Source organism: Pseudomonas arsenicoxydans (genome assembly GCF_900103875.1).
In the GTDB taxonomy this organism is placed as follows: domain Bacteria; phylum Pseudomonadota; class Gammaproteobacteria; order Pseudomonadales; family Pseudomonadaceae; genus Aquipseudomonas; species Aquipseudomonas arsenicoxydans.
Map to the genome: position 1 here is coordinate 1,257,746 of NZ_LT629705.1, position 13,738 is coordinate 1,271,483.

Below are 13,738 nucleotides of genomic sequence, written 5' to 3' on the forward strand. Positions count from 1 at the left end.
TCGGTTTTCTTAACGACGTAGATCCCTTGTGGGAGCGAGCCTGCTCGCGATAGCGGTGTGACAGTCGACATCAATGTTGAATGTTGTTCCGTCATCGCGAGCAGGCTCGCTCCCACATTGTTTTGTGTGGTGCCAAAAAATAATCCACAGGAGCGTGGAACATGCGTTGGGCGACTTATTTCGCCGTGTTGGCGTCTGTCTTGAGTGTCGGCCTGGCCTTGGGCGTCAGCATGCCGCTGGTGTCCTTTCGCCTGGAAAGCTGGGGCTACGGTTCATTTGCCATTGGTGTGATGGCAGCCATGCCGGCCATTGGCGTGCTGCTGGGCGCGAAGATCTCCAGCCATCTGGCGGCGCGTCTGGGCACGGCCAATCTGATGCGTATGTGCCTGTGGGGCGGGGCTTTGTCCATCGGTTTGCTGGCGCTGTTGCCAAGCTATCCGATCTGGTTGCTGTTGCGGTTGATGATCGGGGTGATCCTGACACTGGTCTTTATCCTCGGTGAAAGCTGGATCAATCAACTGGTGGTCGAGCAATGGCGCGGGCGGCTGGTGGCGTTGTACGGCAGCAGTTATGCGTTGAGCCAGCTGGCCGGACCACTGCTGCTTGGCGTGTTGGGCACGGATCACGATTACGGATTCTGGGTCGGCGTCGGCTTGCTCATGGCGGCTCCGCTCCTGTTGCTGGGTCGCAGCGGCGCGCCCACCAGCGAAGCCTGCAGCGTGACCTTCAGCGACTTGCTGGGCTTCTGCCGTGGCTTGCCGGCGATTGCCTGGGCGGTGTCGTTGTTCGCGGCGTTTGAAGCGATGATCCTGACTTTGTTGCCGGTCTATTGCCTGCGTCAGGGCTTCAGCACGGACATCGCACTGGCGATGGTCAGCACCGTGGTGGTCGGTGATGCCTTGCTGCAATTGCCGATTGGCGCGCTGGCGGATCGCTTGTCCCGTCGCACGCTGTTCACCGGGTGCGCTGTGGTGTTGCTGGTGTCGAGCCTGGCGATTCCGTTGCTCATCGATACGTTGCTGATCTGGCCGCTTTGGGTGTTGTTCGGTGCCAGTGCCGGCGGGCTGTTCACCTTGTCACTGATCCTGATCGGCGAGCGCTATCGTGACGATGCGCTGGTGCGGGCCAATGCGCATATCGCGCAGTTGTGGGGAATTGGTTGCCTGGTCGGACCGCTGGCGGCTGGCGCCGGCAGCCAATGGATCAGCGGACATGCGTTGCCGTTGCTGATGGCGGCGGGTGCATTGGGTCTGGTGATTCTGTTGTCGCGACAAGGCGCGTTTGGCGCGGTGACTGAGCCTGCTTGACGCTGAACTTCCAGTCAGCTAATCGCCCTGTCAGAGCATCCGCTCCAAACCTACTGTCGTGCTCATCCAAGCCTCGAACCGCCGCCACAAACTTCCCGGCTCCTTGGTCAGGGTGTGCAGCTTGCCGTTGTCTTCGGTGACCCAGACAACATTGCCGTTTTCCAGCTTCGCCTGATAACTCAGGGCCGGCGCCATGCCCTGCATCGCCAGTTCGCGAACACGGGCTGCCAGCTCGGGGCTGTCCACCAGCACGCCGACTTCGGTGTTCCACAGCACCGAGCGCGGGTCGAAATTGAACGAACCGACAAAGGACTTCTGTTGGTCGAAGATCATCGCCTTGCTGTGCAGGCTGGAATCGGAGCCTCGGTAGGCCTTGCTGTGAAACACATGCGGACCGCTGCCGCCACCCGCACCAGGCTGGCGCCGCAGTTCGAACAACTGCACGCCGTGTTCCAGCAACGCCTTGCGATACGGCGCATAACCGCCGTGCACGGCCGGCACGTCAGTGGCTTCCAACGAGTTGGTCAGCAGCTTCACCGACACCCCGGCGTCGGCGCGGCCAGTCAGGTACACCAGCCCCGGCTGTCCGGGGACGAAGTACGCCGAGATCATGATCAGCTCTTTGCTGACACCTTTGAGCTCGGGCGCCAACTGCGTGGTCAGCAGCAAATGCGGATCAGGTTCGCCCTTGGCCAATACCTTGCTCGGCGCGTCCCATAGCGCCTGGTTCCAGGCCCAGATCAGCTCCCGGCGCCAAATGTCCAGACGCGGATGGGTGGTGAACCTCATGAGTTGCTGATAGAGCGCGTGATTCTGTTTGCGGGTTTCTCGCAGTGACTCTTCCAGCTGCGTGCGTGTGTTTTCCAGGTCCTTTGCGGTGGGCCTGCTTGAGAGAAACTCGTCGATCGGCTTGCTCAGCGCACTGTTCCAGTATTGGTCGAAACTGTGCCCGAGCTGTTCAGCGACCGGCCCTACGCTGAGCATGTCGATGTCGGTGAAATTCAGATTGGGTTCGGCATCGAAATACTCATCCCCCAGATTGCGTCCGCCCACAATGGCCACGCTGTTGTCCGCCAGCCACAGCTTGTTGTGCATGCGTCGGTGCTGCTGCGAGAGGTTGAGCACCCGTCCGGCGGTGCGTGTCACGCCCGTGCTGCGGCCAAGGTTCAGCGGGTTGAACAGACGAATCTGGATGTGCGGATGCGCCGCCAGTGTCGCGATGATCTGGTCGAGGCCATCGCTGGTGGTGTCATCGAGCAGGATCCGTACGCGTACGCCACGGTCGGCAGCTTTCAGCAGCTCCTCAACCAGCATCCGCGTGCTGATGCCGTCATGAACGATGTAGTACTGCAAATCGAGGCTGCTTTGAGCGTTGCGGATCAACTCGGCGCGGGCGGTGAAAGCTTCGGTGCTGTTGGACAACAGGCGAAAGCCTGACTGCCCTTGGTGGGGCGCGGCCTGGGCCTGGATCGAGCGGCCGAATGCCGAGTCGCTGGCGGGCAACGCCTGGCTCGGTTCGCGAGGAACGTCGAGAGTTGCGCAGCCACCAAGAAACGAGGCGAGTAACAGAAGAGCGGGCAGTGGCTGTCTGAATCTCACGTGAGATCGTTCCGAGTGGCGGCAGTTGTCGGCATATGGACGCTGGTTTTGCGAGAAAGGTCAGTCTGGCGTTCAGTCGTTTTGCGCCAGTAGTTTGATGGCGGCCGCGCCGACCTTGCGCACCGCGTCTTCGATCTGCGGCGTTGGCTTGGCAGCGTAGTTCATGCGCAGGCAATTGCGGTATTTACCCGAGGCGGAAAAGATACTGCCGACTGCAATCTGTACGCCTTGATCGTGCAGGTCACGATTCAGTTTCAGGGTATCGAAGCCTTCCGGCAGTTCAACCCACAGCATGAAGCTGCCTTGCGGACGGCTGGCGCGGGTGCCAGCGGGGAAGTAGCGGGTGACCCAGTCAATCATCAGGTCGCGATTGCGCTGGTATTGCGTGCGCATCCGCCGCAAATGCGGTTCGAAATGCCCAGCCTTGAGAAATTCGGCAATGGCAATCTGCGGCTGCGGCGCGGTAGAGCCGGTGCTGATGTATTTCATGTGCAGCACCCGTTCCAGATACCGCCCGGGAGCAACCCAGCCAATACGCAAGCCCGGCGCCAGCGTCTTGGAAAAAGAGCTGCAAAGCAGGACGCGGCCGTCCTCGTCGAAAGATTTGATCGTGCGCGGGCGTGGATAGCTGTAGGAAAGTTCGCCATACACATCGTCTTCGATGATCGCCACGTCGAAACGCTGTGCAAGCGTCAACAACGCACGTTTTCGCGACTCCGGCATGATGTAGCCCAGCGGGTTGTTGCAGTTTGGGGTCAACTGTATGGCCTTGATCGGCCATTGTTCCAGGGCCAGTTCGAGTGCATCGAGGCTGATCCCGGTGATCGGGTCGGTCGGGATTTCCAGGGCCTTCATGCCCAGGCCCTTGAGGGTCTGCATGGCGCCGTGAAAGCTCGGCGAGTCCACGGCCACGATGTCGCCGGGCTCACAAATGGAGCGAATGCTGGTGGACAGCGCTTCGTGGCAACCCGTGGTAATCACCAGGTCGCTGGCAGTCAATTGGCAGCCGGAATCGAGCATCAGGCGGGCGATCTGCTCGCGCAGTTCGAGGGTGCCGTAGATGTTGTCGTAATACAGGCCTGGCATGTCCTGGCGGCGACTGATTCGCGCAAGGTTGCGCAGCAGTGGTTTCATGGTCGGCGTGGTGATGTCCGGCATGCCGCGCCCCAATTGCACAACATCCTTGCGCGGCACGGCGCGGATCAGCTCCAGCACCTGATCCCATTGCGAAATATCCACTGGGCGCTGGGCCGGGCGGCCAATCGCCGGCAACTCGGGCAGCTCGCGACCCGCCGGTACGAAATAGCCGGACTTGGGTTTGGGCGTCGCCAGCCCGCTGTCTTCCAGCATGCGATACGCCTGCTGGACCGTGCTCAGGCTGACGCCATGTTCAACACTCAATGCCCGCACCGAGGGCAGCCGGTCACCGGGGCGATAGAAGCCCTGTTCGATACGCGTGCCGAGCAATTCGGCGAGGTTTACGTAAAGGGTCATGGCGCAGTCTCGGTTTGGATGATTCGGTTAACCAGTACAGATGGGGCAAAAATACAGGATTCAGTGGTGGAAGCACCTTATCTGTATGGAGTTAATACAGTTGTGTTGAATCTGTAATGCTTTTCGCCGTCCGCGCATCATGAAAGCTCTCGCTACCCAAGTAAACAGGAGCAATCAAAATGAACGGCTTGAGCGATGTGCGGCTGACGTTACACAGTCAGGAACTGGCGGCAGGGCAATACAACGGTGCGCGCGCTGCGGTCATGCGCAACGCACCGTGCGGCCTGAGTCGCTGGGGTCTGTTCTGGCATCGCCTGCACACGCGCAAGATGTTGCTTGAGCTGACGCCGGAGCAACTCAGGGATGTCGGGTTGAGTCGCGAGCAGGCGCGGGAGGAGGGGCTGAAACCCTTCTGGCGGATCTGAGTTTTGCGGTGTTCTTGCGAGCCTCTTCGCGGGCAAGCCCGCTCCCACAGTGGTTTTTGGTGTCCACAACTTTTGTGTTCACCACCCAACCCTGTGGGAGCGGGCTTGCCCGCGATGGCGTCCGCATGAGCGCAGCAAGTCTTTCAGACCAACTCTTTAAGCCGATGCCACAACATCCCCAACGCCAACAATGGCGAACGCAAATGCTTGCCCCCGGGGAAGGTGACATGGGGAACCCGGGCGAACAGATCAAACCCTCCACTCTGCTGACCACTGATAGCTTCAGCCAACAACTTGCCCGCCAAGTGCGTGGCATTTACCCCATGGCCCGAATACGCCTGGGCGTAATACACATTCGGCTGATCCTTGAGTCGACCGATCTGCGGCAATCGATTCGCACCAATGCCGATCATCCCGCCCCATTGATAGTCGATCTTCACCTCGGCCAGTTGCGGGAAAACTTCCAGCATCTTCGGGCGCATGTAGGCACCGATGTTCTTCGGGTCGCGGCCCGAATAGTGGCAAGCGCCACCGAATAACAAACGCCGATCCGCCGAAAGCCGATAGTAATCCAGCGCCACCCGCTGATCGCAGACAGCCATGTTCTGCGGCAGCAACGAGTGGGCCAGCGCTTCACTCAACGGCTCGGTGGCGATGATGTAGCTGCCGGCGGGCAGCACCTTGCCGCTGAGTTCGGGATTGAGTTCGTTGAGGTAGGCGTTGCAGCCCAGCACCAGTGTCTTCGCACGCACCGAGCCTTGGGCGGTATGGACCTTGACCTCGGGGCCGTACTCGATGCGGGTCACGGCCGATTGTTCGAACAGTTTCACCCCCAGCTGCTGCGCAGCCGCCGCTTCGCCCAGAGCCAGGTTCAGCGGGTGCAGATGGCCGGAGCCCATGTCGATCAAGCCGCCGACGTAGCGGTCGGAACCCACCACCGAGTGTATTTCATTGGCTTGCAGCAGACGGGTCTCGTAGCGGTAACCGAGGCTGCGCAGTTCTTCGGCGTCCTCGGCAAAACCTTCGAGATCGCGAGGCTTGTTCGCCAGATCGCAATAGCCCCAGGTCAGGTCGCAGGGGATCTGAAAACGCCCGATCCGTTGTCGGACTATTTCTACCGCTTCCAGGCCCATGAGTTTCATCTGACGCACACCGTCCACACCGATGAAATTGGCGAACTGATCGAGGCCGTGACCGACGCCGCGAATCAACTGCCCGCCATTGCGTCCGCTGGCGCCCCAGCCGATCTTGTGCGCTTCCAGTAGCACCACGCTGAAGCCGCGTTCGGCCAGCTCCAGCGCCGTATTGAGCCCCGAAAAACCGCCGCCGACCACGCACACATCGGCCACCTGCTCACCTTGCAACACCGGATGATCGGGTTGCGGCAGGCTGCTGGCCGCGTAATAAGAGGCGGCGTGCCGGTGGCTTGGGGCAGGTTGCTGGGCACGGGCATTCATGTGCGTCGTCCTGATTCTTGTGTCTAGAAAATTTGACGGAGCATAAGCCGGACCTTCCGGCACGGGCAACATTGGTCGGTTGCTGCTGTCTGGATCGGGGCTTTTGCGTCAGAATCCCGGTCTATCCCGCCATTGGTTAGCGCTTCGATGAGTTGCAACAGTCAGAAAATTCGCACGCTGCGCCAACAGATTCCCTCGTTCGAGTGCGTACCCGGCTGTCATGACTGCTGTGGCCCGGTCACCACTTCACCGGAAGAAATGTCGCGCCTGCCGCGCAAGACCCGGGCCGAGCAGGATGCGGCGATGGACGAACTCAATTGTGTGCATCTGGGGCCCAACGGCTGCACGGTGTATGACGAACGGCCGCTGATTTGCCGGCTGTTCGGTACGACCAAGACGTTGCCTTGCCCCAATGGGCGGGGACCGGTGGAGTTGATTCATCCACGGGTGGAGAAGCAGATTCATGAGTACATGGCGTCTACCCGGCAGGTCCTCGTCTGAGGGAAGACCGAGGTTTGATCGTTCCCACGCTCCGCGTGGGAATGCCTCTCCGGACGCTCTACGTTCGGCTCTGGATGGGACGCAGAGCGTCCCGGGCTGCATTCCCACGCAGAGCGTGGGAACGATCTTTGTGGGCTCAATCCGGAATCGGCAGGCTAAGGCTCTCTTTCACCTCTTCCATCACGATATAGCTCTTGGATTCGCGCACATGCGGCAGCTTGAGCAGAATGTCGCCCAGCAGCTTGCGGTACGAGGCCATCTCGGAAATCCGCGCCTTCACCAGGTAGTCGAAATCCCCTGATACCAGGTGGCATTCCAGCACATGGGGCAGTTTGAGCACCGCGCGTCGGAACTCCTCGAAAGTATCGCCCGACTTGTAATCCAGACTGATCTCGACGAACACCAGGAGACTACCCTTGAGGTGCTGCGGATTGAGCCGGGCGTTGTAGCCCATGATGATCCCTTCACGCTCCAGGCGCCGCACCCGTTCGGTACACGGCGTGGTCGAGAGCCCGACCTTTTCCCCAAGCTCGGTGAAGGAGATGCGTCCGTCCGCTTGCAGGATCCGCAGGATGTTGCGGTCGATCTTGTCCAGCTCACGTTTGGTTTGAGTGTTGGTACGCATAGGGGATGCGCCTCCGTGAAAAGGGTTTTTGCCGAGAATTCTCGCCAAATATAGGCAGTTATATAGTGAAATGCACTGCCTAATCTTTTTTACACTGCGCACATCAATGCTCTACAACTACGAACGTCAGCGGCAAGCCGCGATGAGGGATATGAAAATGCGCGTTATGGTCTTGGGTAGCGGCGTCATCGGTACCACCAGTGCTTATTATCTGGCGCGTGCCGGGTTCGAAGTCGTGGTGGTGGACCGTCAGCCGGCCGCTGCCATGGAGACCAGTTTCGCCAACGCCGGGCAGGTCTCGCCGGGTTATGCCTCGCCGTGGGCCGCGCCGGGCGTGCCGCTCAAGGCCATCAAGTGGCTGCTGCAGCGCCACGCACCACTGGCGATCAAGGCAACTGCCGACATCGATCAATACCTGTGGATGGCGCAGATGCTGCGCAACTGCACGGCCAACCGTTATGCGGTGAACAAGGAGCGCATGGTCCGTCTGTCCGAGTACAGCCGTGACTGCCTCGACGAATTGCGCGCTGAAACCGGCATTGCCTACGAAGGCCGCAGCCTGGGCACGACCCAGCTGTTCCGCACTCAGGCCCAGCTTGATGGCGCGGCGAAAGATATCTCCGTGCTGAAAGAGTCAGGCGTACCGTTCGAACTGCTCGACCGCGCCGGCATTGCCCGCGTTGAGCCGGCACTGGCCAACGTCACCGACATCCTCGCCGGTGCCCTGCGTCTGCCGAACGATCAGACGGGCGACTGTCAGATGTTCACCACTCGCCTGGCCGAAATGGCCGTCAAAATGGGCGTGGAATTCCGTTTCGGCCAGGATATCCAGAAGCTCGATTTCGCCGGTGACCGCATCAACGGCGTGTGGATCGACGGCAAGCTCGAAACCGCAGACCGCTACGTGCTGGCCCTCGGCAGCTACTCGCCGCAATTGCTCAAGCCACTGGGGATCAAGGCGCCGGTGTACCCGCTCAAGGGTTACTCGCTGACCGTGCCGATCACCAACCCGGCGATGGCCCCTACGTCGACCATTCTCGACGAGACCTACAAGGTCGCGATTACCCGTTTCGACAACCGCATCCGCGTTGGCGGCATGGCTGAAATCGCCGGTTTTGACCTGTCGCTGAACCCGCGTCGGCGCGAAACCCTGGAGATGATCGTCAACGACCTCTATCCTCAGGGCGGCGATCTGGCCCAGGCCAGTTTCTGGACCGGTCTGCGCCCGACTACTCCGGACGGCACCCCAATTGTTGGCGCCACACCGTTCAAGAATCTGTTCCTGAACACCGGTCACGGCACACTCGGCTGGACCATGGCTTGTGGCTCCGGCCGCTTGCTGGCTGACCTGATGGCGAAGAAAACGCCGCAGATCAGCGCCGAAGGCCTCGATATTTCCCGTTACGGTAAAAAAACCCAGGAGTCCGCAAAACATGTCAATCCAGCGCCAGCTCACCAATGAGCGCATGAGCCAGATCGTCAACCATAACGGTACGGTGTATCTGGCAGGGCAAGTCGGCGACGATATGAGCGCCGGGATTGAACAGCAGACCCGTGAAACCCTCGCCAACATCGAGCGCTTGCTGGATCTGGCCGGGACCGACAAGAACCACTTGCTGTCGGTGACGATTTACCTGAAAGACATTGATGCGCACTTCGAAGGCATGAATGCGGTGTGGGACAAGTGGCTGCCAAAAGGCGTCGCCCCGGCCCGCGCGACTGTCGAGTCGAAGCTGTGTGAACCCGAGATCCTGGTTGAGCTGTCGGTTGTCGCCGCTCTGCCATAAGCCTGCAAGAAAGATCCCTCTTCCGGTGCTGGTGGCGGTTCACGCCGCCAGCCAGCGCCGGTTTTTTATTCCCATGACCGCCTAGAAGTCTGCCGCCATGCGTCCAGCCCGTGCCCTGATCGACCTTCAAGCCCTGCGTCACAACTACCAGATCGCCCGTGAAATCACCGGGGCCAAAGCCCTCGCGGTGATCAAGGCCGATGCCTACGGCCATGGCGCGGTGCGTTGTGCCCAGGCGCTGGAAGCCGAGGCGGACGGATTCGCCGTGGCGTGTATCGAAGAGGCGTTAGAGCTGCGTGCCGCCGGTATTCGTGCGCCGGTACTGTTGCTCGAAGGTTTTTTCGAAGCCGATGAACTGTCGCTGATCGTCGAGCATGATTTCTGGTGCGTGGTGCATTCGTTGTGGCAGCTCGAAGCCATCGAGAAAGCCACGCTGAGCCAGCCGATCACGGTCTGGCTCAAGCTCGATTCGGGCATGCACCGCGTGGGGCTGCACCCAAAGGATTATCAGGCGGCCTATCAACGGCTGCTGGCCAGCGGCAAGGTGGCGAAGATTGTGCTGATGAGCCACTTCGCCCGGGCCGACGAGCTGCACGATCAGGCCAGTGCCGAGCAAGTCGCGGTGTTTGAAGCAGCGCGTAAAGGCTTGTCGGCCGAGATCAGTCTGCGCAACTCGCCAGCGGTGCTGGGTTGGCCACAGATTCCGAGCGATTGGGTTCGTCCCGGCATCATGCTCTACGGCGCGACGCCGTTCGAGGAAGCCAACGCCGTGGCATCGCGCCTGCAACCGGTGATGACGCTGGAATCGAAGGTGATCTGCGTGCGCGAACTGCCGGCCGGTGAACCGATTGGTTACGGTGCCAAATTCATTACGCCAAAGCCGATGCGTGTCGGCGTGGTGGCCATGGGTTATGCCGATGGTTATCCGCGCCAGGTGCCGACCGGCACGCCGGTGTTGGTTGCCGGGCAACGCAGTCAGTTGATCGGCCGGGTGTCGATGGACATGCTCTGTATCGACCTGACCGATGTGCCGCAGGCCGGTCTGGGCTCGACTGTCGAGTTGTGGGGCAAAAACATCCTCGCCAGTGATGTCGCGGCAGCTGCCGGGACGATTCCTTACCAGATCTTCTGCAACCTGCGCCGGGTGCCAATGCTCTATTCCGAGGGTTAAGGCCAAACGCTGCGAACCGGAAGTCGCCTTGCTAAACAGGATTCAGGTCCAAGTGTTGTAAATACTGAACGCTCTCGCCATGATAACGCTCAATATTCAAACAACCTGAATCCCTGGAGGCGCTAGCATTGGACGTCGGTGAACGACTGCAATCCATCCGTAAGCTCAAAGGACTTTCCCAGCGTGAGCTCGCCAAGCGCGCGGGTGTGACCAACAGCACGATTTCGATGATCGAGAAGAACAGCGTCAGTCCCTCGATCAGTTCGCTGAGGAAAGTCCTGGGCGGGATTCCCATGTCCATGGTCGAGTTCTTTTCCGAAGAAATCCTGCAGGAAAAACCGACGCAGATCGTCTACAAAGCCAACGAGCTGATCGATATTTCCGATGGCGCAGTGACCATGAAACTGGTCGGCCGGGCTCATCCGAGCCGGGCTATTGCATTCCTCAATGAAATCTACCCGCCTGGCGCCGACACCGGTGACGAGATGCTCACCCATGAGGGCGAGGAAACCGGGATTTTGCTCGAAGGGCGACTGGAATTGGTGGTCGGACTCGAAACTTTTGTGCTCGAAGCCGGCGACAGCTACTACTTTGAAAGTACCAAGCCACACCGTTTCCGTAATCCGTTCGATGCGCCGGCGCGACTAATCAGCGCAGCCACGCCAGCCAATTTCTAAGAGAAGAGGCGTCCTGCCAGTATGGCGGCGGCACCCGAAGCGTTTTTCCGCCGCGTCACAAGACCCCTTCGACTTTGGGGTTGTTTCAGTGCGGCGGGCTTACCGTTATACTTGCGCCCGCCTGCGAACCGTGGCCGTGGGCGTGACTAGCCACCATTGAGGGTGAACGCGTGAACCTAATTATGAAAATGCTGGCTGCACCAGCAACCGTATTGGCCCTATGGGCTGTCAGCGCTCAAGCTGCGACGACCGACGATATTGCCAAGCGCCTTGAGCCCGTCGGCCAGGTCTGTGTGACAGGTCAAGAGTGCAAGGGGATGGAAGTGGCTGCCTCTGCTGGCGGCGGCGGTGCCAAAACCCCTGACGAAGTGATTGCAAAACATTGCAACGCTTGCCACGGCACCGGCCTGTTGGGCTCGCCGAAAATCGGCGACGCGGCGGACTGGGGCAAACGTGCCAAAGAGCAAGGCGGCCTTGACGGTCTGTTGGCCAAAGCCATCACCGGTATCAATTCCATGCCGCCAAAAGGCACCTGTGCCGATTGCTCCGATCCCGAGCTGAAAGGCGCGATCGAGAAGATGTCCGGCCTGAAATAAGCCTGCCTCCTCAACAAAAAGCCGCTTGCGAGCGGCTTTTTTGTGCCCGCAATTGAGCCTCACAGGCTATTCATTGCAGCAAAGACACGGCAAGCTCGGTCCAACCCCAATTCACGGAATGTAGGGAAGATCAGATGGTGCAGCTGTGTTCTATCGAGCAAGCGGTCGATGATGTGTTGGCGCGGTTGCCAGCGCATATCCACATGGGTCTGCCACTCGGTCTGGGTAAACCCAACCATTTCGTCAATGCGCTGTTCCAGCGCGTCGCGCAATTGCCCGAGCGGCAGCTGACGATCTACACCGCCCTGTGCCTGGGTCGTCCTGCCTTGGGCGACGGTTTGCAAAAGCGCTTTCTCGAACCGTTCATCGAGCGGGTGTTTGGCGACTATCCGGAACTGGATTTCCTCGCGGGACTGCAACACGACAGCCTGCCGAGCAACATTCATGTGCATCAATTCTTCATGCAACCGGGCAGTCTTCTCCATAGCGCGTCGGCCCAGCAGGATTACGTCAGCAGCAACTACAGCCATGCCGCGCGGGACATCAATGCCGCCGGTTTGAATCTGGTGGCGCAATTGGTGGCCAGCCATGGCGAGCATCCCGATCGCCTGAGTCTGAGCTGCAACCCGGACATCACCCTCGACCTGTTTCCGATGATCGCCAAACGGCGGGCGGCGGGGGAGACGATTCTGCTGGTCGGCCAGGTGCACAACGACCTGCCCTACATGCCGGGGGATGCGGAAGTCGGCATCGACGCGTTCGACCTGCTGATCGACGAGAAGGACAACAGCACGTTGTTCTCGACGCCGAACATGCCGGTCGGGTTCCAGGATCACTTCATCGGCCTGCACGCCAGCACACTGGTGCGCGATGGCGGCACGTTGCAGATCGGCATTGGCTCCATGGGCGATGCCCTGACCGCCGCCTTATTGGCGCGGCAGGCTGACAATGACGGCTACAAGGCCTTGCTGGCAGATATCAATCTGAGCCAGTGGGCGCAATTGATTGACCGCGAAGGCGGTGTCGAGCCCTTCGCCAAAGGCCTCTACGGTTGCAGTGAAATGTTCGTCAACGGTTTGCTGGTGCTGGCCGACGCCGGGATCGTGCGGCGCAAGGTCTACCCGGATGTGCCCACCCAGCAACAGGCGAATGCCGGCACCCTGGACGAGGCCGCGCAAAACGACGGCATTTCGGTGCACGGCGGGTTCTTCCTCGGGCCGCGCAGTTACTACGAGCGCTTGCGCGAACTGCCGCAAAACAAGCGGCTCGAATTCAACATGACCCGCATCAGCTACATCAACGAGCTCTACGGTCAGGAAGAACTCAAACGCTTGCAGCGCCTCGATGCGCGCTTCATCAACACCGTGTTCACCATGACCCTGCTCGGCGCAGGCGTGGCCGATCAACTGGAAGACGGTCGGGTGCTCAGCGGCGTTGGCGGGCAATACAACTTCGTCGCCCAGGGCCATGCGCTGGAAGGCGCGCGTTCGGTGTTGATCCTGCGCAGCTGGCGCGAGGCAGGGGGTGAAGTCAGTTCGAACATCGTCTGGGAATACGGCCACTGCACGATCCCGCGGCATTTGCGCGACATCGTGGTGACCGAGTACGGCATCGCCGATTTACGTGGCAAGACCGACGCGGCGGTGATCGAGGCGTTGCTCAACATCAGCGACTCTCGCTTCCAGCCGGGGTTGATCGAGCAGGCGCAAAGCGTTGGCAAGTTGCCGAAGAATTTCCGTATCGATCCGCGTTTTGCCGACAACAGTCCGCAGCGTTTGCAGGAGATCCGGGCACAGCACCCGAACCTGTTTCCGGAATATCCGCTGGGGTGTGATTTCACTGAAGTGGAGCGGGATCTGTTGCGGGCGCTGAACTGGCTGAAGAGCAAATTCAAGCTGACGGAGATTCTCGAACTGGGCAAGGCCGCGCTGGATGCGCCGGAGCCTGCGGCGTTCCCCGAGCATCTGGAGCGGATGCAGCTGACCAATCCTGAAGGGCTGAAAGAGGACCTGTTTCAGCGACTGCTGCTCACCGGCCTGAAAGCCACCACGCAAACCTGATCGTTCCCACGCTCTGCGTGGGAATGCCTCTTCGGACGC

At 60.2% G+C, this 13,738-nt stretch carries 13 protein-coding genes; 9 read left to right on the plus strand and 4 right to left on the minus strand.

Annotation, left to right across the window (positions count from 1 at the left end; all coding sequences use genetic code 11):
• Positions 1-161 precede the first annotated feature (161 nt).
• A complete protein-coding gene (locus BLQ41_RS05630; RefSeq protein ID WP_090178029.1) occupies positions 162-1,307 on the plus strand; it encodes an MFS transporter in 1,146 nt (381 codons plus the stop codon).
• 30 nt (positions 1,308-1,337) lie between these two features.
• Here the strand turns inward: BLQ41_RS05630 and BLQ41_RS05635 are convergent, their stop codons facing one another.
• Together BLQ41_RS05635 and BLQ41_RS05640 are read right to left on the minus strand one after the other, a co-directional pair.
• Positions 1,338-2,906 carry a phospholipase D family protein gene (locus tag BLQ41_RS05635; RefSeq protein WP_090178032.1) on the minus strand — a complete coding sequence of 523 codons (1,569 nt, stop codon included), beginning with the start codon at positions 2,904-2,906 and terminating at the stop codon, positions 1,338-1,340.
• Positions 2,907-2,978: 72 nt separating this feature from the next.
• The gene (locus tag BLQ41_RS05640) at positions 2,979-4,400 is read right to left on the minus strand and encodes an aminotransferase-like domain-containing protein (protein ID WP_090178036.1); all 1,422 of its coding nucleotides are present in this window, start codon (positions 4,398-4,400) and stop codon (positions 2,979-2,981) included.
• A 179-nt stretch (positions 4,401-4,579) separates the two neighbouring features.
• On the opposite strand from BLQ41_RS05640, the gene BLQ41_RS05645 reads away from it, so the two are divergent.
• Complete coding sequence (locus BLQ41_RS05645; RefSeq protein WP_090178041.1) at positions 4,580-4,825, plus strand: DUF1127 domain-containing protein; 246 nt, start codon at positions 4,580-4,582, stop codon at positions 4,823-4,825.
• A gap of 143 nt (positions 4,826-4,968) precedes the next feature.
• Here the strand turns inward: BLQ41_RS05645 and BLQ41_RS05650 are convergent, their stop codons facing one another.
• A complete protein-coding gene (locus BLQ41_RS05650; RefSeq protein WP_090178044.1) occupies positions 4,969-6,282 on the minus strand; it encodes an NAD(P)/FAD-dependent oxidoreductase in 1,314 nt (437 codons plus the stop codon).
• A gap of 147 nt (positions 6,283-6,429) precedes the next feature.
• Between BLQ41_RS05650 and BLQ41_RS05655 the strand changes: the two genes are divergently transcribed.
• On the plus strand, positions 6,430-6,783 hold the full coding sequence (locus BLQ41_RS05655) for a YkgJ family cysteine cluster protein (RefSeq protein WP_007947437.1): 354 nt from the start codon (positions 6,430-6,432) through the stop codon (positions 6,781-6,783).
• 136 nt (positions 6,784-6,919) lie between these two features.
• Here BLQ41_RS05655 and BLQ41_RS05660 read toward each other — a convergent pair whose 3' ends face one another.
• Complete coding sequence (locus BLQ41_RS05660) at positions 6,920-7,408, minus strand: Lrp/AsnC ligand binding domain-containing protein (protein ID WP_003177284.1); 489 nt, start codon at positions 7,406-7,408, stop codon at positions 6,920-6,922.
• Between the two features lie 157 nt (positions 7,409-7,565).
• Here BLQ41_RS05660 and dadA point away from each other — a divergent pair, with 157 nt between their 5' ends.
• The 6 genes from dadA to BLQ41_RS05690 all read left to right on the plus strand — a co-directional run bounded on the left by dadA (position 7,566) and on the right by BLQ41_RS05690 (position 13,699).
• Entirely contained in the window at positions 7,566-8,870 is a 1,305-nt protein-coding gene (dadA, locus tag BLQ41_RS05665) for a D-amino acid dehydrogenase (RefSeq protein WP_090188388.1), read from the plus strand.
• Positions 8,842-9,195, plus strand: a complete 354-nt coding sequence (locus BLQ41_RS05670) for a RidA family protein (RefSeq protein WP_090178046.1) — start codon at positions 8,842-8,844, stop codon at positions 9,193-9,195. Before dadA ends, BLQ41_RS05670 begins: the two co-directional genes overlap by 29 nt.
• Before the next feature lie 97 nt (positions 9,196-9,292).
• Entirely contained in the window at positions 9,293-10,366 is a 1,074-nt protein-coding gene (alr, locus tag BLQ41_RS05675; protein ID WP_090178049.1) for an alanine racemase, read from the plus strand.
• A gap of 128 nt (positions 10,367-10,494) precedes the next feature.
• Positions 10,495-11,043, plus strand: a complete 549-nt coding sequence (locus BLQ41_RS05680; protein ID WP_008150195.1) for a cupin domain-containing protein — start codon at positions 10,495-10,497, stop codon at positions 11,041-11,043.
• A 182-nt stretch (positions 11,044-11,225) separates the two neighbouring features.
• A complete protein-coding gene (locus tag BLQ41_RS05685) occupies positions 11,226-11,639 on the plus strand; it encodes a c-type cytochrome (RefSeq protein WP_331715193.1) in 414 nt (137 codons plus the stop codon).
• A gap of 134 nt (positions 11,640-11,773) precedes the next feature.
• Complete coding sequence (locus BLQ41_RS05690; protein WP_090178054.1) at positions 11,774-13,699, plus strand: acetyl-CoA hydrolase/transferase C-terminal domain-containing protein; 1,926 nt, start codon at positions 11,774-11,776, stop codon at positions 13,697-13,699.
• The last annotated feature ends 39 nt before the right edge of the window (positions 13,700-13,738 follow it).

What these genes read in the sequence shown, in the direction of transcription:
- BLQ41_RS05630 (WP_090178029.1), top strand. Translation starts at nt 162, where the DNA reads ATGCGTTGGGCGACTTATTTCGCCGTGTTGGCGTCTGTCTTGAGTGTC.
- BLQ41_RS05640 (WP_090178036.1), bottom strand. Translation starts at nt 4,400, where the DNA reads ATGACCCTTTACGTAAACCTCGCCGAATTGCTCGGCACGCGTATCGAA.
- BLQ41_RS05645 (WP_090178041.1), top strand. Translation starts at nt 4,580, where the DNA reads ATGAACGGCTTGAGCGATGTGCGGCTGACGTTACACAGTCAGGAACTG.
- BLQ41_RS05650 (WP_090178044.1), bottom strand. Translation starts at nt 6,282, where the DNA reads ATGAATGCCCGTGCCCAGCAACCTGCCCCAAGCCACCGGCACGCCGCC.
- BLQ41_RS05655 (WP_007947437.1), top strand. Translation starts at nt 6,430, where the DNA reads ATGAGTTGCAACAGTCAGAAAATTCGCACGCTGCGCCAACAGATTCCC.
- BLQ41_RS05660 (WP_003177284.1), bottom strand. Translation starts at nt 7,408, where the DNA reads ATGCGTACCAACACTCAAACCAAACGTGAGCTGGACAAGATCGACCGC.
- dadA (WP_090188388.1), top strand. Translation starts at nt 7,566, where the DNA reads ATGCGCGTTATGGTCTTGGGTAGCGGCGTCATCGGTACCACCAGTGCT.
- BLQ41_RS05670 (WP_090178046.1), top strand. Translation starts at nt 8,842, where the DNA reads ATGTCAATCCAGCGCCAGCTCACCAATGAGCGCATGAGCCAGATCGTC.
- alr (WP_090178049.1), top strand. Translation starts at nt 9,293, where the DNA reads ATGCGTCCAGCCCGTGCCCTGATCGACCTTCAAGCCCTGCGTCACAAC.
- BLQ41_RS05685 (WP_331715193.1), top strand. Translation starts at nt 11,226, where the DNA reads ATGAAAATGCTGGCTGCACCAGCAACCGTATTGGCCCTATGGGCTGTC.
- BLQ41_RS05690 (WP_090178054.1), top strand. Translation starts at nt 11,774, where the DNA reads ATGGTGCAGCTGTGTTCTATCGAGCAAGCGGTCGATGATGTGTTGGCG.